General features: G+C 51.8%; 23 protein-coding genes. 18 read left to right on the top strand and 5 right to left on the bottom strand.

All coding sequences use genetic code 11. From position 1 onward, the window contains the following. Window positions 1–71 precede the first annotated feature (71 nt). On the top strand, window positions 72–998 hold the full coding sequence (locus tag IPI86_RS22215; protein WP_345300296.1) for a cation diffusion facilitator family transporter: 927 nt from the start codon (window positions 72–74) through the stop codon (window positions 996–998). Between the two features lie 5 nt (window positions 999–1003). Here IPI86_RS22215 and IPI86_RS22220 read toward each other — a convergent pair whose 3' ends face one another. Beyond that, complete coding sequence (locus tag IPI86_RS22220; RefSeq protein ID WP_345300215.1) at window positions 1004–1774, bottom strand: exodeoxyribonuclease III; 771 nt, start codon at window positions 1772–1774, stop codon at window positions 1004–1006. A 112-nt stretch (window positions 1775–1886) separates the two neighbouring features. Between IPI86_RS22220 and IPI86_RS22225 the strand changes: the two genes are divergently transcribed. From IPI86_RS22225 to IPI86_RS22305, 17 genes are all read left to right on the top strand, one after another. Beyond that, window positions 1887–2282 carry a response regulator gene (locus tag IPI86_RS22225; protein WP_345300216.1) on the top strand — a complete coding sequence of 132 codons (396 nt, stop codon included), beginning with the start codon at window positions 1887–1889 and terminating at the stop codon, window positions 2280–2282. Between the two features lie 57 nt (window positions 2283–2339). Continuing rightward, entirely contained in the window at window positions 2340–2711 is a 372-nt protein-coding gene (locus tag IPI86_RS22230) for a DUF192 domain-containing protein (RefSeq protein WP_345300217.1), read from the top strand. A 116-nt stretch (window positions 2712–2827) separates the two neighbouring features. After that, window positions 2828–4243 (top strand): peptidoglycan DD-metalloendopeptidase family protein, encoded by a 1416-nt coding sequence (locus IPI86_RS22235; RefSeq protein ID WP_345300218.1) that lies wholly within the window; start codon window positions 2828–2830, stop codon window positions 4241–4243. Window positions 4244–4304: 61 nt separating this feature from the next. Continuing rightward, on the top strand, window positions 4305–4814 hold the full coding sequence (locus IPI86_RS22240) for a cyclic nucleotide-binding domain-containing protein (RefSeq protein WP_345300219.1): 510 nt from the start codon (window positions 4305–4307) through the stop codon (window positions 4812–4814). A gap of 248 nt (window positions 4815–5062) precedes the next feature. Then, window positions 5063–6394, top strand: a complete 1332-nt coding sequence (locus IPI86_RS22245) for a branched-chain amino acid ABC transporter substrate-binding protein (RefSeq protein ID WP_345300220.1) — start codon at window positions 5063–5065, stop codon at window positions 6392–6394. A 77-nt stretch (window positions 6395–6471) separates the two neighbouring features. After that, window positions 6472–7587, top strand: coding sequence for a branched-chain amino acid ABC transporter permease (locus tag IPI86_RS22250; RefSeq protein ID WP_345300221.1), 1116 nt, complete (start codon window positions 6472–6474; stop codon window positions 7585–7587). Window positions 7588–7595: 8 nt separating this feature from the next. Beyond that, window positions 7596–9170 carry a branched-chain amino acid ABC transporter permease gene (locus IPI86_RS22255; RefSeq protein ID WP_345300222.1) on the top strand — a complete coding sequence of 525 codons (1575 nt, stop codon included), beginning with the start codon at window positions 7596–7598 and terminating at the stop codon, window positions 9168–9170. A gap of 9 nt (window positions 9171–9179) precedes the next feature. Beyond that, window positions 9180–9956 carry an ABC transporter ATP-binding protein gene (locus IPI86_RS22260; protein ID WP_345300223.1) on the top strand — a complete coding sequence of 259 codons (777 nt, stop codon included), beginning with the start codon at window positions 9180–9182 and terminating at the stop codon, window positions 9954–9956. Between the two features lie 14 nt (window positions 9957–9970). Continuing rightward, window positions 9971–10678 carry an ABC transporter ATP-binding protein gene (locus IPI86_RS22265; protein WP_345300224.1) on the top strand — a complete coding sequence of 236 codons (708 nt, stop codon included), beginning with the start codon at window positions 9971–9973 and terminating at the stop codon, window positions 10676–10678. A gap of 79 nt (window positions 10679–10757) precedes the next feature. Next, entirely contained in the window at window positions 10758–11912 is a 1155-nt protein-coding gene (locus IPI86_RS22270) for an FAD-dependent oxidoreductase (protein WP_345300225.1), read from the top strand. A 57-nt stretch (window positions 11913–11969) separates the two neighbouring features. After that, a complete protein-coding gene (locus IPI86_RS22275; RefSeq protein WP_345300226.1) occupies window positions 11970–13097 on the top strand; it encodes a CinA family nicotinamide mononucleotide deamidase-related protein in 1128 nt (375 codons plus the stop codon). Further along, a complete protein-coding gene (locus IPI86_RS22280; RefSeq protein ID WP_345300227.1) occupies window positions 13097–14074 on the top strand; it encodes a M14 family zinc carboxypeptidase in 978 nt (325 codons plus the stop codon). The genes IPI86_RS22275 and IPI86_RS22280 overlap by 1 nt, the downstream gene beginning before the upstream one ends. A gap of 103 nt (window positions 14075–14177) precedes the next feature. Then, window positions 14178–16157 (top strand): amidohydrolase family protein, encoded by a 1980-nt coding sequence (locus tag IPI86_RS22285; RefSeq protein WP_345300228.1) that lies wholly within the window; start codon window positions 14178–14180, stop codon window positions 16155–16157. 97 nt (window positions 16158–16254) lie between these two features. Continuing rightward, window positions 16255–17259 carry a hypothetical protein gene (locus tag IPI86_RS22290; protein ID WP_345300229.1) on the top strand — a complete coding sequence of 335 codons (1005 nt, stop codon included), beginning with the start codon at window positions 16255–16257 and terminating at the stop codon, window positions 17257–17259. Between the two features lie 146 nt (window positions 17260–17405). Further along, complete coding sequence (locus IPI86_RS22295; RefSeq protein WP_345300230.1) at window positions 17406–18140, top strand: hypothetical protein; 735 nt, start codon at window positions 17406–17408, stop codon at window positions 18138–18140. 13 nt (window positions 18141–18153) lie between these two features. Beyond that, window positions 18154–19272 (top strand): hypothetical protein, encoded by a 1119-nt coding sequence (locus tag IPI86_RS22300; protein ID WP_345300231.1) that lies wholly within the window; start codon window positions 18154–18156, stop codon window positions 19270–19272. A gap of 1 nt (window position 19273) precedes the next feature. Next, window positions 19274–20434 (top strand): hypothetical protein, encoded by a 1161-nt coding sequence (locus IPI86_RS22305; protein WP_345300232.1) that lies wholly within the window; start codon window positions 19274–19276, stop codon window positions 20432–20434. A 47-nt stretch (window positions 20435–20481) separates the two neighbouring features. Here IPI86_RS22305 and mltG read toward each other — a convergent pair whose 3' ends face one another. The 4 genes from mltG to IPI86_RS22325 form a co-directional block, all read right to left on the bottom strand. Further along, window positions 20482–21645 carry an endolytic transglycosylase MltG gene (gene mltG / locus IPI86_RS22310; protein ID WP_345300233.1) on the bottom strand — a complete coding sequence of 388 codons (1164 nt, stop codon included), beginning with the start codon at window positions 21643–21645 and terminating at the stop codon, window positions 20482–20484. Continuing rightward, window positions 21645–22070, bottom strand: a complete 426-nt coding sequence (ruvX, locus tag IPI86_RS22315; protein WP_345300234.1) for a Holliday junction resolvase RuvX — start codon at window positions 22068–22070, stop codon at window positions 21645–21647. The genes mltG and ruvX overlap by 1 nt, the downstream gene beginning before the upstream one ends. Before the next feature lie 37 nt (window positions 22071–22107). Beyond that, entirely contained in the window at window positions 22108–23598 is a 1491-nt protein-coding gene (locus IPI86_RS22320) for a baseplate J/gp47 family protein (protein ID WP_345300235.1), read from the bottom strand. A gap of 113 nt (window positions 23599–23711) precedes the next feature. Further along, window positions 23712–24866, bottom strand: a complete 1155-nt coding sequence (locus IPI86_RS22325; protein ID WP_345300236.1) for a cysteine desulfurase family protein — start codon at window positions 24864–24866, stop codon at window positions 23712–23714.

Consider the following 24866-nt stretch of genomic DNA (forward strand, 5'->3'; position numbering starts at 1 on the left):
CCCCACACATTTCCGCCAGCAAGGATAAATGTCACTAACCCAGAAGCAGGCTTTAAAATAGAATGACCCCTATGGAAACCGCGAAATCCAACCCAAATGATCGACTGTTCCTGACAAAATTTGCCTGGCTTTCAATCGGCGCGGCAATACTCACCATTGCGTTAAAAACAACCGCCTACATTCTCACCGGTTCTGTGGGTCTGCTCTCAGATGCGCTTGAATCCATCGTAAATCTTGTAGGCGCAGTCATGGCCCTAGCGATGTTAACCATCGCCGCCCGCCCCGCAGATGAAGACCACGCCTACGGCCACACCAAAGCCGAGTATTTCTCCAGCGGCGTCGAAGGGACCTTAATCCTGATCGCAGCCATCAGCATTATCGCAACTTCCATTCCAAGATTAATCACGCCAAAACCTCTCGAACAAGTTGGATTGGGGTTGGGCGTTTCAGTCGCCGCTTCGTTGGCCAACCTGATCGTTGCGTTGATCTTATTACGGGCCAGTAAAAAATACAATTCCATTACTCTGGAGGCAAACGCGCATCATTTAATGACAGATGTATGGACCTCCGTCGGCGTGTTGGCAGGCGTCGGCCTCGTTGTGCTGACAGGCTGGGAGCGGCTGGACCCGATCGTGGCGTTCATCGTGGCAGGGAATATCATCTGGTCCGGATTCCGCATTGTGCGCATGTCGGCGCTGGGGTTGATGGATACAGCTCTTGTGGTTGAAGAGCAAAATCTCGTAAAGAACGTCTTGAATTCATATACAAAAAATGAAGTGGAATATCACGCACTGCGCACCCGCCAATCTGGTGCGCGGCGATTTGTATCGGTTCATATCCTTGTCCCCGGTAAATGGACAGTTCAGCGTGGTCATCGCCTGCTCGAAAGCATTGAAGCAGATATTCGCAAGGTTCTACCAAACGTTACAGTATTCACGCACCTTGAATCGCTCAACGACCCCGCCTCCTGGGATGACACCAGCCTTGACCGTGCTTAGCTAAATTAGGGATGTGATTCCAAAACCAATTCCACAGGACAGTGATCCGAACCCATCACTTTGTCATGGATGATCACGTCTTTTACGAAGGGCATCAAATTCTCCGAGACAAGGAAATAATCCAAACGCCAGCCCACTCCTCGCTTACGGGCATCCATACGATATGTCCACCAGGTGTATTCGACCTTTTCTGGATACAACCTGCGGTACGCATCCACAAATCCGTGATCGAGGAACTTTTGCACCCATTCACGCTCTTCAGGCAAAAATCCCGATGTCTTCTCGTTTTGTTTTGGATTCTTTAGATCGATCGGCATGTGCGCTGTATTGAAATCTCCGGTGATAATGAGGCTCTCCCCTTTTTCATGAAGGGCATCGCACAAATCGAGCAGATGAGCGTAAAAGGCAAGCTTGTATTCCACGCGGTGATGTCCGCGGGTGCCATTCGGGAAGTAAATGTTGAATAGACGGCAACCAGCCCAAAGGGTCTGAATGACGCGGCCTTCCACGTCGAAGGTATCCGCACCCATGCCTGTCACGATCTCGTCGGGCTGTTGTTTGAAAAAAGTCGTTACACCGCTGTAGCCCGGGCGCTGTGCTGCATTCCACACAAAGGGAAGTTTCAACATGGCGCGCTGCTCTTCATTCAATTGTTCTTCGCGCGCTTTCACTTCCTGCAAACAAAGAAAATCAGGCTCCTGTGCAAAAGCCCAATCCAATGCGTTTTTGCCAAGGTTGGCACGAATTCCATTTACATTCCATGTAATGATTCTCATCGGCAATTCCATATTCTTTTTTATGGTAAACTTATTTTAATGCTTGTTGCATAATTCACTATCTTACACAACCCGGCCATTTATGCAGCACTCTGCAAGAGTCAGGAGAACAATGAATAACACATCTGTCAAACATATCGTATGTATTGAAGATGAACCAGAAATGATCGAACTCATACGACTCATTCTTGGGCGTCGCGGTTTTGATGTTCATGGTGCACCTGGGGGCAAAGAGGGGTTAAAGATGGTTCGCGAATTACTCCCCGATCTTGTATTGCTTGATCTGATGATGCCTGAAATGGACGGATGGGAAGTATATCAACAAATGAAAGCTGATGCTGCCACACGTGATATCCCGGTCATTGTTGTTACAGCCAGAGCCCAGAACATTGACAAGGTGCTTGGCCTGCACATCGCAAAAGTAGATGATTACATCGCCAAGCCTTTCGGTCCGCAGGAACTGATGGATAGCGTCGAAAAAGTCATCGGCCATAAATTATCATCCTGACATCAATTTCACTTTTGGCAGGGCGGCAAACAAGCTGCCCTGTTTAATATAATCCTCATGCCGCACCCCATTGTTGTTCACAACTTAAACCGACCGATCGAACAGCCCGCCCATGTGGGGTATTGTGATTCGTTTTCCTGCCGCCTGCGCGGACTGATGTTCCGCAAACGACTCGAACTTAACGATGGCCTGCTCCTCGTCGAAAAACGGGATTCGCGCCTCGACACTTCCATCCACATGTTCTTCGTCCCATTCGACCTGGCCGTCTTTTGGATCAACTCTGAAATGACCGTTGTCGATAAGATCGTGGCGAAATCATGGCATCCTGCTTATTTCCCTAAGGCAGACGCAAAATACACCCTGGAAATTCACCCGAATCGTTTTGGGGATTATGAGATCGGCGACAAAGTCGAATTCAAGAATATGTAATCACCCTCGCTGAGCGAAGTCGAAGCATGGCTCGATGCAAATACTGAGTATATTGCAACCTATCCTTCAACTGCTGCGGACTTCGCTTACGATGAATTATCCTTTTCTGGAAACCCATGTTCAAAAAAATTGTCACTCTCCTCTTTCTTCTTTCGTCTTTTTTCATATTCCCCTCTCAGCCCGTCCTTGCGCAAGATGCGGGCGGACCTGTTTACATCGTCCAACCCGGCGACAGCCTTTCATCCATTGCAGAGCGTTTCAGCGTAAACCTTACCGACCTCATGACGGCAAACGGCATCACCAATGCCAATCAACTTAGCGCAGGGCAGCCGCTGGTCATTCCGGGCTTGATCGGCGTTACAGGCACACTAAGCACCGAGGTCGTCAATTTCGGCGATTCGTATCGCAGCCTTATGCGGCAGACACAGGTTCCTGAAAGTCTCTTCAAAAAATTAAATCACGTTGTAAGCCCAAGTGAATTCTATGTAGGCGTCAGCATGATCGTACCCGTGCAATCGGGAAGCCAGGGTTTGAATAAGCGTATTTCAACAACGCAGGGTCAATCTCTGCTTGAACTGGCAGTTCAGCAGAATACGGATGTTTGGTCATTGGCACACAACAATGACTTGTCGGGTTCATGGGATGGCCTGCCAGGCGACATACTCTTTACACCCGGCGAAAGCAATAGCGAACAAATAACCAGCGGCCTACCATCCGCTTTTATCAGCGCAGAGATACGCGATCTCCCCATCAAACAGGGCGGTACTGGTGTCATCAAGGTAAAGACGATTCCAAATGTGACATTGAACGGTCTCCTCGTTGACCATGCGCTCCATTTCTTTCCAATGGAAGATGGAACGCAAGTGGCATTACAAGGTGTGCATGCCTTGTTGCCAGCAGGTATCTATCCTTTGCGGTTGGAAGCCACACTTCCAGATGGAAGCAAGCAATCTTTTGAACAGTTCATTTTGATCGTCTCGGGCAATTATCCCGACGACCCTTTGTTCTATGTTGATCCTACCACCATCGATCCAGCTGTAACCGAACCTGAATTACAGCAACTTATTCAAATCACCCTGCCTTCAAATCCAATCAAATACTGGAACGGCGATTTCATCTCCCCCGCGATCGCATACGCCGAATCCACTTATTTCACCTCCAGATACGGCAATCGTCGCACCTATATTGGGCAGGGAACAGAAATGCAGATTAGCGGCTTTCATACCGGGCTAGATTTCGGCGGCGGCGATGGCCTGCCTATCACGGCCCCGGCTGCAGGTCAGGTTGTGTTCGCCGGTCCGCTGACAGTGCGTGGAAATGCCACAATCATCGATCATGGTTGGGGTGTTTACAGCGGCTTCTGGCATCAATCGCAAATTAACGTTCAAGTAGGGCAGGTTGTACAGCAAAATGAAGTCATTGGGCTGGTGGGCGGAACGGGACGAGTCACTGGTGCGCATCTGCATTGGGAATTGTGGGTAAACGGCATTCAGGTTGATCCTCTCGATTGGCTGATTCTGACCTACCCGTAGGCAGGAAGCGTTAATCGAGCCTGTCTCTGCAGAAAAAGGCGGTTGCACATCGCCTTTATTTATGCTAGACTCTCGCCCTATGAACAGCATGGTCAACTTCCTCAAGCAAGGCGATATCTTCTATCAATTCACACCTACTCAACTCGAGCTGGTTGCGAATCTCTGCCAGGAAGTTGTTTTCAATGCCGGCGACCTGATCTTTCAGGAAAACAGCAGCAGCAAAGAGTTATATGTGATCGCACAAGGTGAGGTTGATATTTTGATCAACCGCGGCGCAACCGGGGAATCTGATAAAAAGGAAACAGCCGTTGCACGCCTTCGCCGAGGACAATCCTTTGGCGAGGTCGCCCTTGTGGATGAAGGTCTGCGCTCCGCATCTGCCAGAGCGGCGCAAAAAGATACCCGCCTGCTTGTCATACAACGTGACAAACTCATTATGTTATGTGAGACTTACCCACAATTAGGGTATCGTTTAATGTACAATTTGGCCGCTGACCTTGCAATGAAAATTCGCAATACTGATTTGCGTATCCGCGAACAGTTGTTGTATAAACCACACGACAAAAAATAGAAAACAAACTCTTGACCTTAGACAAAAACCCCCTTATCATTGCCGTTTAATAAAATGAAGGCTTGCCAGTTTAGAGTAGGCTGCGAAAATCCATTTTATGGTTTTCGTGTTTTATTTTAAACACAAGGAAGTATTTCACCCAAAGGAGGTGAGGCTGACATCGTAAGCATTGTCCGCTCTTTTTTGTAACCCCGCAGAATTTTGCGGGACGTCGAATTCACCTAACATATTTTGGAGGAGTAAGAAAAATGAATAAGCGTTTGCTCGCTTTACTTTCCGTGTTGGTTCTCGCCAGCATGGTACTCGTAGCCTGTGGTGGTGGAACTCCTGTTGCTACCGAAGCCCCCGCCGAAGAACCGGCAATGACCGAAGCCCCCGCCGAAGAGCCCGCTGCCACTGAGGCTCCTGCCGAAGCCATGGGAACCCTGAAGATCGTCTCCAGCTTGCCCATGACCGGTTCTTCCCTGACCCAAACCCAAACCATCGTTAACGCCATGCAGTTGCGCCTCGAACAGGTTGACTACAAGGTTTGCGGTGGCTCCTATGACATCGAATACGAAGCCTGGGATGATGCCTCCGCCGCCCTCGGCCAGTGGGATCCCGCAGTTGAAACTGAAAACGCCAACAAAGCCGCTGCTGATCCTTCAATCATCGCTTACCTCGGAACATTCAACTCTGGCGCCGCCAAGTTGTCCATTCCGATTTTGAATCAGGCTGGTCCTTTGGCCATGATCTCCCCCGCCAACACCAACCCTGGCTTGACCAAGGCTGACAAGGATCTCCCCGGTGTTACCGACTCCTACTACCCCACCGGTACCCGCTCCTACACCCGCGTAGTTGCCGCCGATGATATTCAGGGTAAAGTTGCCGCGAACTTCGTGAAGTCTCTCGGCGCCACCACTGTTTATATCCTTGATGACCAACAACTTTACGGTAAGGGTGTTGCTGATGTGTTCGAAGCAACCGCCGCTGAAATTGGTTTGACAGTTGTAGGCCACGAAGGCATCGACCCGAAGGCCGCTGACTACAAAGCTCTGATGACCAAGATCTCCACCAGCAACGGTGGCGCCGCTCCGGATGCCATTTACGTTGGTATGGTCGTTGACAGCAATGCCTCCCAGCTCTTGAAGGACAAGGTCGCGATCATGGGCGATAACGAGACCGTCAAATTCGTTGGTCCCGATGGCATCCAGACCCAGGCCTTCATTGATGGCGCTGGCGCTGATGTCGCTGAAGGTGCTTACGCTTCCGTGGCTGGTGTTCCTTTCGCTGAACTCCCCGCCTCTGGTCAGCAGTTCGTCACTGACTACGAAGCCAAGTATGGTCCTTTGACCGAGCCTTACTCCGTCTATGGTTATGAGACCATGAGTGTTGCTCTCCGCGCGATCGAAGATGTCTGCGCCGCTGGTGGCGACCCCACCGACCGCGCTACAATCAATGCCGCAGTGTTCGCGATCAAAGATTTTGATGGCGCTCTCGGCACTTGGTCGTTCGATGCGAACGGCGACACCAGCCTGACCGACATGACCTTCTATGTCGTCAAGGGTGGCAAGTACGAAGCCGTCGGCACCTTTAAGTAAAAAACTCTCGCACGTTCGGGGGCGGCATGAAAATGCCGCCCCCCATCCTTTTTGACAAGCAGGAAAAGAGGAGCACCATGGAAAACACCAAGAAGAAATTTAACTTGAGGCGCTTCGCCATCGCCGCAGCAGTTTTATACATCGTGTTACTTATCGGGCCTATCGTGGGTCTTGATATTCCAGTGATCGTCGAATCCGTCAAAGCCAACCCGCTTCAATTGGTTCAATTTTTTATCATCGGAATTTCCAATGGCGCGATCATTGCCATTATCGCCTTGGGCTATACCATGGTTTACGGCATTATCGAGTTGATCAACTTTGCCCATGGTGATGTTTATATGGTGGGTGTGTTCACCTCCCTGACAGTCCTTTCCGTAACAGGCACTCTGGAAAGTAAAGATCCTGGGAAAATCGTATTTGGCCTTATTCTTGCTTTGGTTATAGCAATTGTGGTTTGTGCAGTTCTTAATGCGACAATTGAGCGGCTCGCATACAAACGCCTCCGCAACGCCCCACGCCTGGCCCCCCTAATCTCCGCAATTGGCATGTCTTTCATCATTGAAAATGTCGGCCTCATGTGGGCAGCACAGGCTTGGCTGGTTCCCTCCTTCGGTACAACCGGTGGCGCCTCACAAAAAGTGTTTCCAGATATGCTCGGTGTCCTCTTCACCAGTATGGGCTGGGACGTCAATTTACTGGCTTCCAGCGGGCTGGCGCTTCGACTGACAATCAAAGATCTGCTCGTTATCATTCTAGCCGTTACTTTAATGACCGGCCTTTATTTGTTTGTTCAACGCACACGTCTTGGCAAAGCCATGCGCGCCACTGCACAAAACCGTGACGCTGCAAAAATGCTTGGAATTGATATTGACTGGGTAATTACAGCCACTTTCCTTATCGGCGGCGGCCTTGCGGGTGCAGCAGGTTTGATGGCAGGTTTGTACAACAATACAGCCTGGTGGTTCATGGGTTTCCGCGCAGGTTTGCAGTCATTCACAGCAGCCGTGCTCGGCGGCATCGGGAACATCACCGGTGCCATGCTCGGGGGATTCCTAATCGGTTTATTGGCATCATTCAGCGACGGGTATCTTAACGCCCGCTGGACAAACGCATTGGTCTTTGCAACACTTGTTCTCATCCTGCTCTTCCGTCCCACCGGCTTACTTGGTGAACAGACGGGCCAAAAAGCCTAAGAGGCCCCATGAAAAATATCAGATCAGGTATCACTTTTGGCATTATAGGCGGTCTGCTCACCTTTCTATTCGGCGGCTGGTCCGTAACGGTCATTGGCTGTTTGATGGGCGTTGGCCTTGGAATGGGAATGGCTGGAAGGTTTGAGCGCAAGGATCCGCTCAAAATAGCTCTGGCTGTTCTCCCATCCGCATTGACTGCTGCCGTTCTCCTAGTCGGGTTGAGTCTCTATCAAAATAATTTCGTTCAGGAAGCCATCGGGAAACGTCCCGCCGCCGAAAATACTGTTTTGTATGGCAACTTGATCGGCTTCTTGGGAACCGTACTTTTTACAACATTGCTAGCTGCTCTTCGTGGTTTACCTGAAAAGCAGGAACAGACTGCCCGTATGATTCTTCTGGCAGCTTTGATCGTGGCATTCCCTTTCGTTGATAAATTGACCGCCTTGCGCTGGACAGCCCAGATTATCTTCGCTCTGATCTTCGTTATTCTAGGTTTGGGGCTCAACATCGTAGTCGGATATGCAGGGTTGCTGGATCTTGGTTATGCAGCCTTCTTTGCCATCGGCGCATACACAACTGGCATATTATCATCCCCGCAGCACGGCATTTTCATGAACTTTTGGCTGGTAATCTGGATCGCTGCCGCAATGGCCGCCCTTTGGGGATTTATGCTCGGCGCCCCCACCCTGCCGCTAAGAGGCGACTATCTTGCAATCGTTACACTGGGGTTCGGTGAAATCGTTCCCGTACTTTTCAGGAATCTGATTGATGTAACCATTAAGGAACCTTTTACTTGCTGGATATTACCCGGTTTGATCAGGCTTTTTGGCGCTGAAACAACCATGGCGTGTATCACATTTGTTGAACACGAAGACCTGACCGCCGGTGAAAAAGGAATCAGCCCTATCGGTCGCCCGGTCATCCCGTTTATTAACTACGAGTTCCAATCCAGCAATCCGATTCCGTGGTACTTCCTGATCATCATGATCATTTTGCTCTCTGTGTTCATCATCCGCCGTCTGCGCGATAGCCGCCTCGGCCGTGCATGGATGGCCATTCGCGAAGATGAACTCGCCGCTGCCCAAATGGGAATCAACCCCGTCACCACGAAACTGGCCGCTTTCGCCATGGGTGCAACTTTCTCTGGTTTTGCAGGTGCATTTTATGCAGCTTATATCGCGGGTATTTTCCCGAGTGTGTTCGATTTCAGCGCATCCATCATCATCCTCTGCGTGGTGATCTTGGGTGGTATCGGTAATATCAACGGCGTGATCGTGGGCGGTTTGGTCATTATGACAGCGGATCGTCTCTTCCTGCCTGCTTTGAAAGATTTCCTCTCCTCACTCCTGACCCACACTGTGCTCCCATCCATCAGTGACCCCGTTGTACAACGAGCGGTTAGCGACAATGCAAACCCGATCCTTTACCGCTTCCTCTTTTTCGGTTTGACCCTGGTCATTATGATGGCAGTTCGACCGGAAGGATTGATCCCCAATGCCCAAGTGCGTGCAGAATTGCATTCGAATGAGACGCCTCCCATTGAAGACGAGACTCCTAAGTCTAAAAAAGCGAAAAAAGGATAGGAGACGAACATGACTCTCTTCGAAGCAAAAGCAATTACCATGACATTTGGCGGTCTGACCGCCGTCAACAAGGTTGATTTCAACATTGAAAAAGGCATGATCGCCAGCCTGATCGGCCCAAATGGCGCAGGCAAGACAACCTTCTTCAACACGATCACCCGCGTATACACCCCAACCAGCGGTGAAATGAAATTCGATGGAAAAGACCTTTCCGGGCTGCGCCCATTCGATATCACTGCTCTTGGTATCGCACGTACCTTTCAGAACATTCGCCTTTTCGCAAATATGTCTGCCATTGAAAATGTATTGGTAGGCCAGCATTGCCGCCTGACTTCCAACTTGATCGGACAGGTATTCCATACCGCCGCCACCATGAAGGAAGAAGCGGATGCTCGCGCACGCGCCCTGGACATGCTTGAATTCGTGGGGCTGCGCCGCGATGACGCCGAAGTGACCGCCAAGAACCTATCCTATGGTCTTCAGCGTCGTTTGGAGATCGCCCGCGCGCTCGCGTCGAAGCCAAAACTCCTGCTTTTGGATGAACCGACCGCAGGTATGAACCCGAACGAAACCATCGACCTGACCAATTTCATTCAGCGGCTGCGACGGGAACTTGACCTGACCATCCTGTTGATCGAACATCACATGCGTGTCGTGATGGCAATTTCAGACCGCGTCTCTGTTTTGGATTATGGCGAGAAGATCGCGGAAGGTTCACCCTCTGAAGTTCAGAAGAATGAACGGGTAATCGAAGCCTATCTCGGTAAAGGCACTGCCACCAAATAAAGGCGAGGAACAACATGCTTGAATTAAAAGATGTCCACACTTATTACGGCAACATCCACGCCTTGAAAGGGATTTCCCTTACGGTTAACGATGGCGAGATCGTCACGCTGATCGGCTCCAACGGTGCAGGCAAGAGTACCACCCTGCGCACCATTCAAGGCCTCAACAAACCGCGTACAGGTTCAGTTGTATTGGACGGCATTGAATTACACAAACTCCCCGCCCATGAAGTTGCAACCCTTGGCGTAGCCCAAAGCCCTGAAGGCCGCATGATCTTCCCGCGCATGACAGTGATGGAAAATCTTGAAATGGGTGCCTATGCCCGCAAGGATATTACATCCTTCAAAGATGACCTCGAACATGTTTTAACGCTCTTCCCGCGCCTCAGAGAACGCATCACGCAAAAAGGCGGCACACTCTCAGGCGGTGAACAACAAATGCTTGCCATGGGACGCGCGTTAATGGCCAAACCCAAGATCCTCCTGCTGGATGAGCCCTCGATGGGTTTGGCGCCCCTTCTGGTGGAGTTAATCTTCGACATCATCAAGAAGCTCAATGAGGACGGGACAACGATCCTGCTCGTGGAGCAAAACGCCCTGATGGCTCTCTCCATTGCGCATCGCGGGTATGTGCTGCAGACTGGCGAGATCGTACTGGCAGACGACGCCAAGAAGTTGATGAAGAACGAGGAAGTTCAAAAGACCTACCTCGGCGTGGAATAAAGCAAGAGGACAGAAACTGTCAAAGACCCGTTTTCCGCCAGTGGCGTGAAAGCGGGTCTTTTCGAAATCAAAGAGAACCATGAGCCTACCAAACTTAGCAGATATTGTCATCATCGGCGGCGGCGTGATGGGAGCCAGTGCGGCTTATCACCTTGCCCAGCGTGGATTCAAAAACATCGTCCTGCTCGAAAAGGAAAACTTCTTTGGGCAGGGTGCCACAGGCAGATGCGCAGGCGGGGTGCGTTATCAATTTTCGACAGAAGTCAACGTTAGACTTTCGATCGCAAGCCTGCCCATGATCGAGCGTTTCAAGCAGGAGATCGGACAGGAGGTGAATTATCGTCAGTGCGGATACCTTCTCGTGGCGACGAATGAAAAGGACCTCGCTGAATTCAAGCACAACGTGGCCCTGCAAAATAGACTCGGCATTCCAACCCAATTACTGAGCGGAGATGAGGTCCGCACTCGGCTGCCATTGATGAAGTTCGATGACGCAATTGCAGGGACATTCAACCAGAAAGACGGCACGGTTGACCCGAACGGCGTGGTAATGGGATATATCAATGCGGCGCAAAAAATGGGTGTGAAGGCTATCTCGGGCGTGGAGGTGACTGGAATCACTGTCAGCGGCGGGAATATTGAAGAGGTGCGAACAAGCCTCGGCGGAATCAAGACGCGAATGATCCTGAACGCGGCAGGACCCTGGTCCGGGCAGGTTGGAAAAATGGCAGGCATCGACATCCCGCTCATCCCCCTCCGCAGGCAGATGTTTACGACAAATCCGTTGAAGGAAGTGCCCGCTGATTTTCCGTTCGTGATCGATTTTGCGAAATCACTTTATTTTCACCGCGAAGGCGAAGGGCTGCTGGTGGGCATGAGCAACCAGGATGAAAAGCCAGGCTTCGACCAGAATGTGGACGATGATTTTGAGATGGTAAATTTGGAGGCGGCGATCGAGCGCATGCCATTGATGGAGAAAGCAAGCCGCGCTTCGCACTGGGCAGGATTGTATGAAGTAACCCCCGATGCGCACCCGATCTACGGTAAAACCGATGTGAATGGATTTTTTCTTTGCACGGGGTTTTCAGGACACGGTTTTATGCATGGACCGATCTCGGGCAAGTTGATGAGCGAGTTTATTTTGGATGGAAAATTTTCAAGCGTGGATGTTTCGATGCTGGACCTGAAACGCTTCGAAGAAGGCAGATTAATTCAAGAGTACAATGTAGTGTAAATCAATCGTGAATGAACGTGATTTATTTGTGTTCATCAGTGGTCAAAAAGAGAGCATATGACATCAGCAGAAATCATTACCATCGGCACGGAAATATTACTCGGCGAGATCGTGGATACCAACACGCGCTACATCGCGCGCACACTGCGAAGCATGGGCGTGGATCTGTATCGCACCATCACCATCGGAGATAACACCGACCGTATCGCGAGTGCGATCCATAATTCGATGGAACGCGCGGATATTGTCATCACCACAGGCGGACTTGGGCCGACCGTCGATGACCCGACCCGTGAAGCGGTTGCGCAAGCCGTGGGCGTGGAAACAGAATTTCGCGAAGACTTGTGGCAGCAGGTGGTTGAAACCATTGGGCGCTATGGACGCACGCCGTCTGAGAATCAAAAACGGCAGGCGTACGTACCCAAAGGGGCGATCGGTATCAAAAATCCCGTTGGCACTGCGCCATGCTTTATTGTTGAAACAAATCGCAACGCGGTCATCTCGCTGCCAGGTGTCCCAAGTGAAATGGAACATGTATTGCACGAATCCATGATTCCCTATTTGCAAAAAAGATTTAATCTGAACGAGATCATCAAGGTGCGCGTATTGCATTGCGCGGGACTCGGTGAAGGTATGATCGATGAAAAGATCGCCGACCTCGAAAAACTTAGCAACCCCACGGTTGGACTCGCTGCGCACACAGGCGTTGTAGATGTGCGCATTGCCGCGAAGGCAAAAAACGAAAATGAAGCAAATGCAATGATCGCAGTCATCGAAGCACAGGTTCGCGAAAGACTCGGAAAAATTGTCTTCGGTGTGGATGAAGACAAACTTGAAGAAGTTACACTGGATTTGATCGCAAAGCGCGGCTGGACCCTCACCGCCATCGAATCGGGACTCGACGGGATTCTCGCGCGGAAAATTCCACATACCGCGTCTTTACCCAATCTCGATCCTGATCAGCTCCTCGAAGCATTACGCACCGCCCGAACCGACTCAAAAGCAGACATCGCACTGGGAGTCTCTGTTTACGCTGAAGACCGCTCTGCTGAAATGTCTATGATCACACCGCGCGGCGAGAAAACGCACCGCATCACCTACGGCGGTCCACCGCGCAGTTTGCCAAAATGGGCAATGAACCTGGCTTTGAACTGGCTGAGAATGACCATCGAGGAGCTTGACTAATGCCTGCGCCTCGTCAACGCAAAGAATCGATCTGGGTCACACTTGCCTGGACGTTGAATCTACTGGGACTTGGCGGCATTGCCTTTGTGGGAATCGCTTATGTGATAACACACCCCACCTTTTTTGCCTCAGCACAGGAGGCGCAGCCTATTCCCACGATAGGCCTGCCAAACACTTTTACACCAGACCCGAATGCCCTGTATCTGCCGACGGTCACCCCCAACCCGAAATCGACCATGATCGTGGTGCAAACACCCACACCCTTTATCCTTTCAGGCGGGAAGCGTCCGCAAGTCATTGGGTACTCGGTTTCGGGACGCCCCATAGAAGTTTATATTTTTGGAAACGGTGAAAGTCAGCGCATGATCGTGGCTGGCATCCACGGCGGCTACGAATGGAACACCATCGCGTTGGCGGATGAACTCATCACCCACATTTACGAGAATCCAGAGATCATCCCCAGTGATGTGACGCTGTACATCCTGCGCAATTTGAATCCAGATGGCGATGCGCGCGATCATGGCTATGATGGCCGCGTCAACGATCACGGCGTGGATTTGAATCGCAACTTCCCCACCAACTGGGCGGCAGAATGGGATCGCGATGGTTGTTGGAATTACGGTCCTACCACCGGTGGTACAGGTCCAGGCTCCGAACCTGAGACGCGCGCCTTGGTGGGCTTCCTGCAATCGCATAGAATCAAGGCGCTCATCAGCTATCACAGCGCCGCGCTGGGTGTTTTCCCCGGCGGTGAACCCTGGGATGAAGAATCCACTGACTTTGCCAGAGCGCTTGCCGAAGTGACCGATTACTCATTCCCGCCGCTGGATACGGGCTGCATCTTCACAGGCACTCTCGCCGATTACGCTGTGGAGCGCGGCGCGGTTGCAGTGGACATGGAACTCTCCACACACACCAAAACAGATTTCGAAAGAAACCTAGACGCATTGGGGATTCTTTTGAATTGGGGCAGATAAAAACAATCAGAAACGGGATCGCGGATTTCAATCCGCGCCTGGCTTTACAATTGCGGACAAAAGCCCGCACTCCAAAAACAAATTACTTGCAAAAGGAGCCTGAATGACACAAACCGTAGATACACTATTCATCAACGCCATCGTCCTCACGATGGATCGCAACCTGAACCAATATGACCCTGGCGCGGTCGCCGTCAAAGGCGATTCGATTGTCGCGGTTGGAAAAGAAGCCGAGATCAAAAACGAATATTCGGCCAATGAGATTATTGACTGCAAGGGCAGGGTGCTCATGCCTGGTCTCATCAACGCGCACACGCATGTACCCATGACCCTCATGCGCGGCCTCGCCGACGACCTGCGCCTTGATGTCTGGCTGATGGGTTACATGCTGCCCGTGGAGCGTGAATTCGTTTCGCCTGAATTCGTGCGCCTCGGCACCCAACTCGCCTGCGCCGAACAGATCCGCAGCGGCGTGACCACCTTCAACGATATGTATTTCTTCGAATCAGATATTGCAAAAGCCACAGCCGAAGCGGGCATGCGCGCAGTCTGCGGCCAATCGGTGATGAAATATCCTGCACCCGATGCGCCCGCCTTCGAAGATTCCATCGCATACGCGCGTGAATTCATCAAAACATGGAAGGGACATCCGCTCATCGTCCCAGCCATTGCGCCGCATGCACCCTATTCAACCACACCCGAGATCCTGCGTACCTGCGCCGACATTGCAAAAGAATATGATGTTCCGCTGCACATCCATATTTCCGAGACCGCTTTCGAAGTGGAAAACATGCGCAACGAACAGGGCATGCCCGTCGTGCCTTACGTCAAAAAGCAGGGACTGCTCGAAGCAAAGGTCATTGCCGCGCATTGCGTCCACATTGATGTCGGTGAAATGAAAACGCTCCAGCATGTAAACGCGGGCATTTCGCACAACCCATCATCGAATCTCAAACTCGCCTCGGGGTTTGCACCCGTGCAAAAAATGCTCGATGTCGGCCTGAATGTGGGCATCGGCACTGACGGCCCCGCCTCCAACAACGACCTCGATATGTTCGAAGAAATCCGACTTGCCTCTTTTGTGGCGAAGGCCTCTTCGAATGACCCAACCGTCCTCCCGGCAGCGACAGCGTTATTAATGGGTACACGCCTTGGGGCACAAGCGCTTCACATCGGACATTTGACAGGGTCGCTGGAACCAGGCAAACGCGCTGACTTGATCATTGTCGACACATCCCCTGCCCATAATTCCCCGCGTTTCCGCCGTGACCCGAACAATGCCTATGCACAATTGGTCTTCGCATCCAAATCCACCGACGTGACCGATGTGATGGTCAACGGCAAGTGGCTGATGCGTGACCACAACCTGCTCACCCTCAACGAAGCGGACTTGATCAAAGAAGCTCAGGGCGTAGCCAGAAAGATCGATACCTTCCTGATCGAACGCGAGAAATCCGTGCTTTCGAAACTGATCGCGCTCGGCGGATCGACGCAGGAGGAATCTTTCGAAGTGCAGGTCAAGGTCAAGATCGTAGAACCAGACAAATTGGTCCAGGCGATGAAGCGCCCCGAGATCGAGGTCACTGCCCAAAAGCATTACCAGCAATTCGACGATTACTTCCTCTTCGACGACCCATCCCAAGGACGTCTACGTTTCCGTGAAGATAATCTCATCGATGAAAAAGGCAATTCGCAAAATGTCCGCTCGCGCCTGACCTTGCTCGGACAAAAACGCGAAGGCGAGATCGGCCACGATGTGCTGCTTTCGCGAAGCCGATTCATTGCGCCTGCCATTCACACGGCGCGTTTTTATCGTGAGTATTTCAAACCTGCGAAAGAGATCTCGATCACGAAAGATCGTTTGCGCTGGCACATCCGCTATAAGAATACCGAGTTGTTCGTCAACCTCGATGAGATCAAAGAACCGCCCATGGGACACTTCCTTGAGATCAAGAGCCGCACCTGGAGCCGCAAAGATGCCGACCTCAAAGCCGAACTGGTCAGCGAACTGCTCGACCTGCTCGGCGCAGGCAACGCAGAAGTGGTAACCCAGGATTACATCGAAATTTTGACAGCCAGCTAAAATTCGTGCTAAGCGAAGTCGATGCACATAATATTTCACTCAAGCGGCAAGGTTTCGCAACCTTGCCGTTTTATATAAACAGCCTTGGAAAACAAAAATGGAATCTTTCAAAAAATCCCTTGCAGGCCTTTTTGCAGCGCTCTTTGTAATGAGCGCGGTTTTTGCCTTGTTGCTCTTCAATTTTGATCGCCGCGGCTTCTCGGCAGAAACCTATCATAAGGCCTTCGCAAAGGACGATTTCTACAACAGGCTCCCCACTGTGTTGGCCGAAGCGATGATCACCACCGACCAAAGCCAGCTTCCCATTGCAATGAGTGGAATGGATGTGCAAGCCTGGGATTCGTTTTTTCGCACCATCCTTGCGCCCGATGCGCTTACGACCATGGGCGATGGACTGTTAAACTCGACCTTTGCCTACCTCAATCAACAAGCAGATATCGTCCAGCTTTCGCTTGTTCCGCTCAAGACGAGCATGGTCGGCCCTTCGGGTGTGCAAGCCATTTACGGAATATTGGGAGCACAGCCCGATTGCACCCTGATGCAGCTCGCTCAAATGGGCTTTGACCTGATCTCGGGCGGGAGCATCCAATTCTGCAATCCGCCTGCTGAGTTGGAACCCGTAATGACGCCAGCCATTCAGGCACAACTACAAGTAGCGGTCACGCTTATCCCAGACCAGATCACCGTGTACGAAGCGCCGCTGCAAAATGACCCGCGCCAAAAATTACAGATTGCAAGATTATTCATGCGCCTCAGCCCGATTCTGCCGCTTGTCTTCCTGCTGTTGATGACCATCTTCGCGGTCAACACTTTCACCAGTTGGTTAACTTGGTGGGGCGCGTCTTTTTTGGCGACAGGAACACTCGCAAGTTTGATGGGTCTCACGGGCGCGCCTATTTTCAGCGCCATTTTTCAGGGATTATTGACTTCCAGATTGCCCGATTATCTTCCGTCCATTTTTCTAAACTACGCCAGTGACCTGGCCGCCACCATGCTGCAAGCATTGATCACCCCCGTGCTATGGCAGGGACTGATCATGGCCGTGATCGGGTTGATGATGCTGTTGATCGGGTATTTCGTAAAAGCAAGTCAAACGCGCTAAAGGAGCGCGGACTTCAGCCCATGTTATCTCTTGCGTTTGCAGACTGAAGTCCGCATTCCAAAACCAAAAACGGGATTCGAATCAAAACGAGTCCCGTTTTTGATTCCTGCAACAAATTCGGGGATTGGCCTGTATCAGTTATAGATATGTCCATTTCACAACGCCTGAAAACTGGTTTCATCGTTCTACTTGGGTTATACCTCTCCCTCACCTGGCTCCTGGTTTATTTTGCCACACGTGAAGACCGTGTGTCCCACGCCATCATCTCGATGGGCTCGGGGCTGCTTCTGCTTTGGGTGGCCTTGGGCGGCTCATGCATGGTTCTGTTCCGCGACAGAATAAAAACCTGCGTTCAAAGCATTCCGTTGAATTGGCAGGTCAAGTTCATTCTCTTTGGCATTTCGCTGGCCATGATTGAGGAAGTCATCACAACCACAATGACCAATCTCGCGCCGCTCTTTGGCGTGGCGGTTGGAGAAGCCTACATCACCGCCTCGGCCAGTTACTTCGATGTCATCCTACATCACAGCGTCATCGTTTTCGTCCCGTGGTTCTTCGCATGGGCATGGATTTTGAAGCGTTACGATTTCAGTCCGTTCTGGGTCTTTCTATTTTTAGGTTTACAGGGACTCATCGGCGAATCCATTGCATTCGGCGCGCAGAACTTGAGTCAATTCGCCATGTGGATCTTTGTCTACGGGTTGATGATCTACCTGCCCGCTTACACAATTCCCGCCGAGCGCGGCGCGCGGAAACCGAATCTCCTGCATGCCATACTGGCATTTTTTCTTCCGCTTCTATCTGGCTTTCTGTGGGCCATTTTGATCAACCTGCTCTTCCCAAGCCATCCTTCAATTCACTTTCCACCCATTCAAAATTAATTTCGGAGTCACAATGAAACGAACCATCATCGCGGCAATTGCGCTCGCGCTTGCCATTCTCGCTTGCAACGGCGGCGCTACACCCACCGTCCCGCCCACGCCGCAAGAATCTGTTTTCGATACGACCGAAACTGCCTACGGCTTCTTCCCGACCCCGCCCGAAGCGTCACTAGAAAGTGTCTTTCAATTGTACAAAGACCTTGGCGCACATGCGGATGTCGTTTTGCTTCAGGAAGGAATTCCGTGGGAGGAATTTTTGCAGGGCGCTGATGTTGAATCACAGCACATTACCGATATCACCAATCAATACATCATTGCTTCGCAAAACAACCTTGAGATCATTTATGTCGTTGACCCGCTCAATGGACTGAACCGCCGCGAATTCATGGGCCTGCCCAATGGCTGGGAGGCAAACTTTGCCAACCCCGATGTCCGCACTGCATTCAAGAATTACACCCTGCGCGTCGTACGCGAGTTCCATCCGCGCTACCTTGGGCTGGCCTCCGAGATCAACACCTACATGGATGCCCACCCCGAAGATGCGCTGAACTTCGTCAGCCTTTACAACGAGGTTTATGACGCGGTCAAAGCCGAAGCGCCTGAGATGCAAATTTTCGTCACATTTCAATGGGAAGACTTGAATAACGTATTTCCACAACCCGAAGAGATCGGCCGCCAGAAATTCGTCACCAATTGGGATCAGGTTGAAATCTTCGAACCGAGACTGGATTTGTGGGTCATCTCGTCGTATCCGTTTATTGCCTTTGAGGATGGTTCTCAAATTCCAGCGGACTATTACACCCCGCTTCTCACGCGGACCGATAAGCCGCTCGCTGTTGCCGAAGGAGGCTTTATCAGCACTGACACAGGTCCGTTTCACGGCGACCAACAAAGCCAGGTGGATTATCTAAATGCCATCCACACCCAGATCGGGAGCCGTTTGAGCTTTTGGATCTATCTTCTCTTCAACGATTTCAACCTTGATTCCTACGCCAAAATGATGAAACAGCAGGGACTCGGTGATGATGATATCACTACCCTTGGCATGTTCGGCTCTGTCGGCCTGCGTGAATATAACGGCACAGCCAAATCTGCGCTTGAGGTGTGGGATTCATTTCGGAAGAATAAATAACATGAAAATAAAAAGCTTTCTTGCATTGATTCTGCTGTTAATATCAACGCTAGCCTGCGGAGAATCCACTGCATCAGCGGTGCCGACACCCGCTTGTGCAGCGACCAGCTCCACCGTTACGTTGGAAGCGGAATCTCGTCCATTTCACATGGGCTTCACACGCTGGCCTCCCGAAGCGACTCTGGAAGGCATCACCCGCATGAACAACTTCGTGAACACCTACGGCGATATGACCGCCCTGCATTTTGATGGCGGTGTTCCGTGGCCCGAAGCGCTGACCGATTCTCCCCTACCCGATGGATTGATGAATAGTTGGGGATCAACGCGAGATGCGATTCCCGCGGAGCACACTCTGTTGGTTTCGATCACGCCGCTTGATATGACCCGTTCCAAATTGGCGTCGTATTGGGGAGAGTCAGATAACCAGCCGCTGCCAAAACCTTGGGATGGTTATTCGCTCGACCATGCGGATGTGAAAACGGCTTACTTGAATTACGCGCGCCGCGTGGTGGAATATTTTCATCCTGATTATCTGGCGATTGGCATCGAAGCGAACGTGGCACAGGTCAACGCGCCTGAGAGTTGGGAGGCTTACAAGCAATTGCACAAGTTTGTTTACGAGAATTTGAAAGCGGAATACCCCGACCTGCCTATCTTCGCCACATTCACGATCAGCCACATGAGCGGATTGGATGGCGGCGATCAGGCCACACAAAAAAGCGAGATCGAAACGCTGCTGCCTTATTTGGACATGCTCGGATTAAGCGCCTATCCCTACGGCTGGATGTATGAAAGCGGCAAAGTTGACCCGATCCCCGACGATTTCTTTGCGCCTGCACTGGCCTTCGGAAAACCGATCGGCATTACCGAATCGGGCGCTCCCTCTTATGATTTTTCGGCCTATGGCAAGGACTACAAGTTCAGCGAAGAGTATCAGGCGCGCTGGGTTGATTTTCTGATGCAGAACGCAATTGAAAATCAGTTCGAATTCACTGTCGCTTTTACAGGTATTGACTATGACAAGCTGATCGCTGAAATGCCTGCGGATGTGCGCGAACTGGCGACCATTTGGGTTTACACAGGGTTGCAGCGCAGTGACGGTTGTGACAAACTTGCTCTCTCCCACTGGGATGCCTATTTGAAACTGCCTTTCAAAAAGTAAAATTTTTGCCGCGAATTTCACGAATGAACGCGAAATTCGCGGCTTTTTTATGGACACCCATTCGCAATCTGCTCTTCCAGCGTGGAGGCGAAGACGTGATAGCCTGAGTTATCGCAGGCGGCGCGGAAGTAAAAATACGTGGATGCCTGCGGGTAAGCCACCGCATACAATGCTTCAAGGCTGGGGTTAGAGATCGGCGTGGGCGGCAGACCTGTGTAAATGTAGGTGTTGAAGGGCGAGTCAAATTCGAGGTCGGCGGCGCTGATGGGATTCGTCCACCAGGTTCCTTGAAAAGAGTTGTACCCCACCGCGTATTGGACGGTTGGGTCGGCATCGAGTTTCATGCCAATGGCGAGGCGGTTCAGGTACACCGAAGCGATCAGCGGGGCTTCTTCGTGATGAATGGCTTCACGTTCGACGATGGAGGCGAGAGTCACGGCCTGATGGATATCGAGCCCCTGATTGGCAAAACCTGTCCGCAATTCTTCGGTGAGGTGCTGGGCGAAATTCCGCGCGATGATATCCAACAATTGCTCGGGAGTTGTAGAGCGCGGCAGGGTATATAAATCGGGGAAGAAGAATCCTTCCATGCTGGAGGATGAGGGAACAAATTCAAGCGCGGGGGGTGGAGTCTGCGCAAGGGCGAGAAATGCTTCGGATGAAAATTCCAGGCCTGAGGTCGGGATGGATGCGGCAATTTCTTCCATCCGCCAGCCAGGGAGAATCACGAGGGTCGCATCAGAAGGAGAAAATTTCTGCAGGGCGCGGGCGATGTCGATGATGGAGAGCGCGGGGCTGAGGGTGTATTCGCCCGATTGAATTGTCAGGTCAATGCCTGCATATACAGCGTAATCATAAAAAGCCTGCGCATTTGAAATGAGGCCCGCCTCCTCAAGCCTGTTGGCGATCGAAATAACGAGTTCGCCCTGCTCAACGAAAAAGGATTGCTCGAAACCGTTCGGGTCGTACGGTGACTTGAGCGTATCTCCATACGCAAGCAGGCGCGCGGAATATTCGATGCGGTCTGAAATGGAAAGCGCGTTGGCAGGCGGACCGTACAACAGCGAGGCGCGCGCGGGGGCGTAGCCTAGCGCAAAGTAGAGACAGGTCAGCGAACAAAAAACGACAACCGCAAGGATGATATGAAGTTGATAACGGCGTAGAAGATTTGAGTTTCTCGATCTTCGATTTACGATTTGACTGTCACTCATTACGGATTTCCATTTCCCCGTTTGGCTTCAAGATAGGATTGCAGGATGGCCACTGCCGCAAATTCATCCTGATGGCCGCCGCGTCTTTTTCGGGATAGGCCAAGTTCGATGCGGGCGGCGCGGGCATCCTGAGTGCTAAAAGATTCGTCCCACATTTCGATGGGGAGTTCAGTTTGTTTTCTGAGTTCATCGGCGAAACGGCCAGCACGGCGTCCTGCCGGGTTGGGATTGCCGTCCTCATCATAAGACTGGCCGATGACGATCAGCCTGACTTCGTTTTGCGCGGCGATCTCCGCAACCTGTGCGGCATCGATCATGCGCGAAACATGTGCAACGACTTTCAAAGGGCTGGCAATGGTTGCGGTCGGGTCGCTCAGGGCGAGGCCGATCCGTTTTTCACCGTGGTCAACTGCGAGGATTCTCATAGGCGTTGAGGGCTAGTCGCGATGCACTGTTTCGTGATCATTTCATCTCCACCGAAATATTGAACGGAATCAGCGGCATCCACGGCCACCAGGAGGGAGTAAGCAAAATATCGGGCGATTGGCGCAAGGACAAGGTCGAAGCCAGTTCGGCTTTCATCAGGTCTGGTTTGCCTCCACGCACGATGGAGAAGACACGCATCTCATCCACTTCGCGCAACAGCGTGCGTGTGACCATCAACTCGAAATGGCTGATGCCCGAATTATCGGTGGAGGGATCGGTGATCACTTTGTAATCAGGTGTTGATGTGGAAACAAATCCATCCTGCCCTGCCGCATTGAGCGTGGCTAGTGAAAGTTCCTTCATGGCATCATCTGAAACGTAGCGCGCAGAAAATTCAACCTGCATGTTCAGGACCAGCGTTTTTCCTGGCTGGCCTGCGGGCGGGTCGAAGGTCTCGTTCAAAATCTGTTTGACCTCAAGCGTATCGACCAACAAGACATCAGCAGGGCCGATCTGTGAACGCAACTCGGCCTCAGCCATGCGGCGCAGATTTTCTAGCACCACCTCACGTAATCTCGCACGGTCATCGTCGTTAGCGCCCGTCACCTGCGAGATCACGCCGCCCGTGATGGCTTCGGGGTTGGTTACCGAAACGGTCAGGCCAAGCGGGCCTTCCACCACGATCACTGCATCGTTCGGCACATTGCCATCTGTACCTGCCTGCTGTGCCTCGATGGGAATCTCCACAACTTCATCAATGCCTGCCGTGAGGGTGGCGTCTTCGAGGGTCACAAATTTTACAGGCACTTCAGAAGCGGTCGTAACCACTGTCCCTGCAGGGATGCTCAACTCGTTCTGACTCAAATTCGTGATCTGCACAACGCCTTTCGCCTTCGCTTTCGGCACGGAAATTTCACTGGCAATGGCAAGCGATTGCTCCGCCTGTTCAGTCACGGATACAATCAACGCGGGGACTGCGCCAGCAAGCGAAATGGAATCGGCTGATTCACTTGCCGCAACAGGAATAATGATGGATTGAACCTGGGTCTCGGGATATAAAGTCAACGCGGCTCGCGGGACGAAGAGGCCTGCTACGGTTACGAAGGCTATGACTCCCACTGTGAAAGTGAGCACGCGCCCGAGCAGGGATGTTCGCCAGGCAGGTTCTTTTGCATACACCTCATCGCGGATTCTTCTCAGGTCGCGGCGCGGAGGTTTCGGGGTGCGCATGCTCCTCGGAACAGGATCAGGCCACAGTTCGCGTTGAGCGGTCGTCGTCGAGGCAAAGACGGGAATCCCCAGCGATTCGGCATCGCGCCGCACTTTGGCCCGCCGTGTAACCAATCCCAATTGCGCGCCGAGTGAATCGGCGTGGCGTTGCAAAACTTTGAGATCGAGAATACGCAGCGTGACCTTCGCGTATTTCGGCCAGACCAGCAAAATGCGCGGCGTTTTCGCCCACGATAATTTATCGCGGACGGAGATGAGGTCATCGTGTGATTCGAGGGTGATGATTTGGGTTTTCAAAAATAACCTTGATGAACGGAGATAAACAGGGATATTTTAGGGGTTCGAGGACAGAGATTGGAAAGACGGCGAAGTTGTGTTTTCACAGTAGGTCCATCTTTGTTCATCCCCGTTTATCTCTGGTTTAACTTTCTGGCTTTTTCAACCAACCCAGGCAATTCTTTCACAAAAGAATCAACCTGTTCAGATGTGGAATCGACTCCTAATGTGATGCGCAGGGAGCCGAGTGCCCAGTCTCGTGAGTGGCCGAGGGCAGTGATGACTTCGCTGGGTTCGGGGTTGCCTGTTTTGCAGGCAGAGCCTGAGGAGCAGGCAAACCCCGCTGAGTCGAGCATTTGCAAAAGCAGATTACCATCCACATCTTTGAAGACGAAGGAGGCGTGATTGGGCAGGCGGTTGGTTGGATGACCTGTTAATTGCGATTCGGGAATTACTTCAAGGACTGTGCCAATGATATGGTCACGCAAGGGTTTGACGTGAGCCGTACGCGATTCGCGTTCTTCGGCAGCGAGGCTGAGCGCTTCGGCAAAGCCGACAATGTAGGGCACGTTCTGAGTTCCTGCGCGCAGGCTGTATTCCTGCCCCCCGCCCGTCATGTGCGGGAGAAGTTTCGTCCCCTTGCGGACGTAAAGCGCGCCGACGCCTTTCGGCCCGTAGAATTTATGTCCGCCAAGCGACATCAAATCCACGCCGAGGGTCTGGGTGTTGACATCCAAATACGCCGCGGCCTGCACGGCATCCGTGTGAAAGAGGATATTATTTGATCTGGCAATGCCCGCCAATTCAGCGATGGGGTTGATCGTGCCAATCTCGTTGTTCGCGTACATCACTGAAGCCAGTGCCGTATCGTTGCAAACTGCCTTGGAAAGTGCCTCTGACGAAACGCCGCCGAATTCGTTCACTTCGAGCCATTCGAGCAGAAATCCATATTCCTTTTCAAGTTGTTCGGCAGTTTTACTGACGGCATGGTGCTCGGTTTTGGAGGTCAAAATCCATTTCTGGCCTGAGGTGCTACGCCTTGCCATGGCGGCGCCGCGAAGCGCAAGGTTATCAGATTCGGAGCCGCAGGAGGTGAAGATGATCTCATCGGCGCGGCAGTGCAAAACAGACGCCACCTTTTCGCGGGCTTCTTCGATGGCGGTCTCAGCTTTTTGCCCAAAGCGATGGACGGAAGACGGATTTCCATAGGTTTCGCGGAAAAACGGCAGCATCGCATCCAAGACACGCGAGTCAACGGGGGTTGTGGCGGCATAATCGAGATAAATCAT

It is taken from the genome of Candidatus Villigracilis affinis, assembly GCF_016705895.1.
In the GTDB taxonomy this organism is placed as follows: Bacteria; Chloroflexota; Anaerolineae; order Anaerolineales; family Villigracilaceae; genus Villigracilis; species Villigracilis affinis.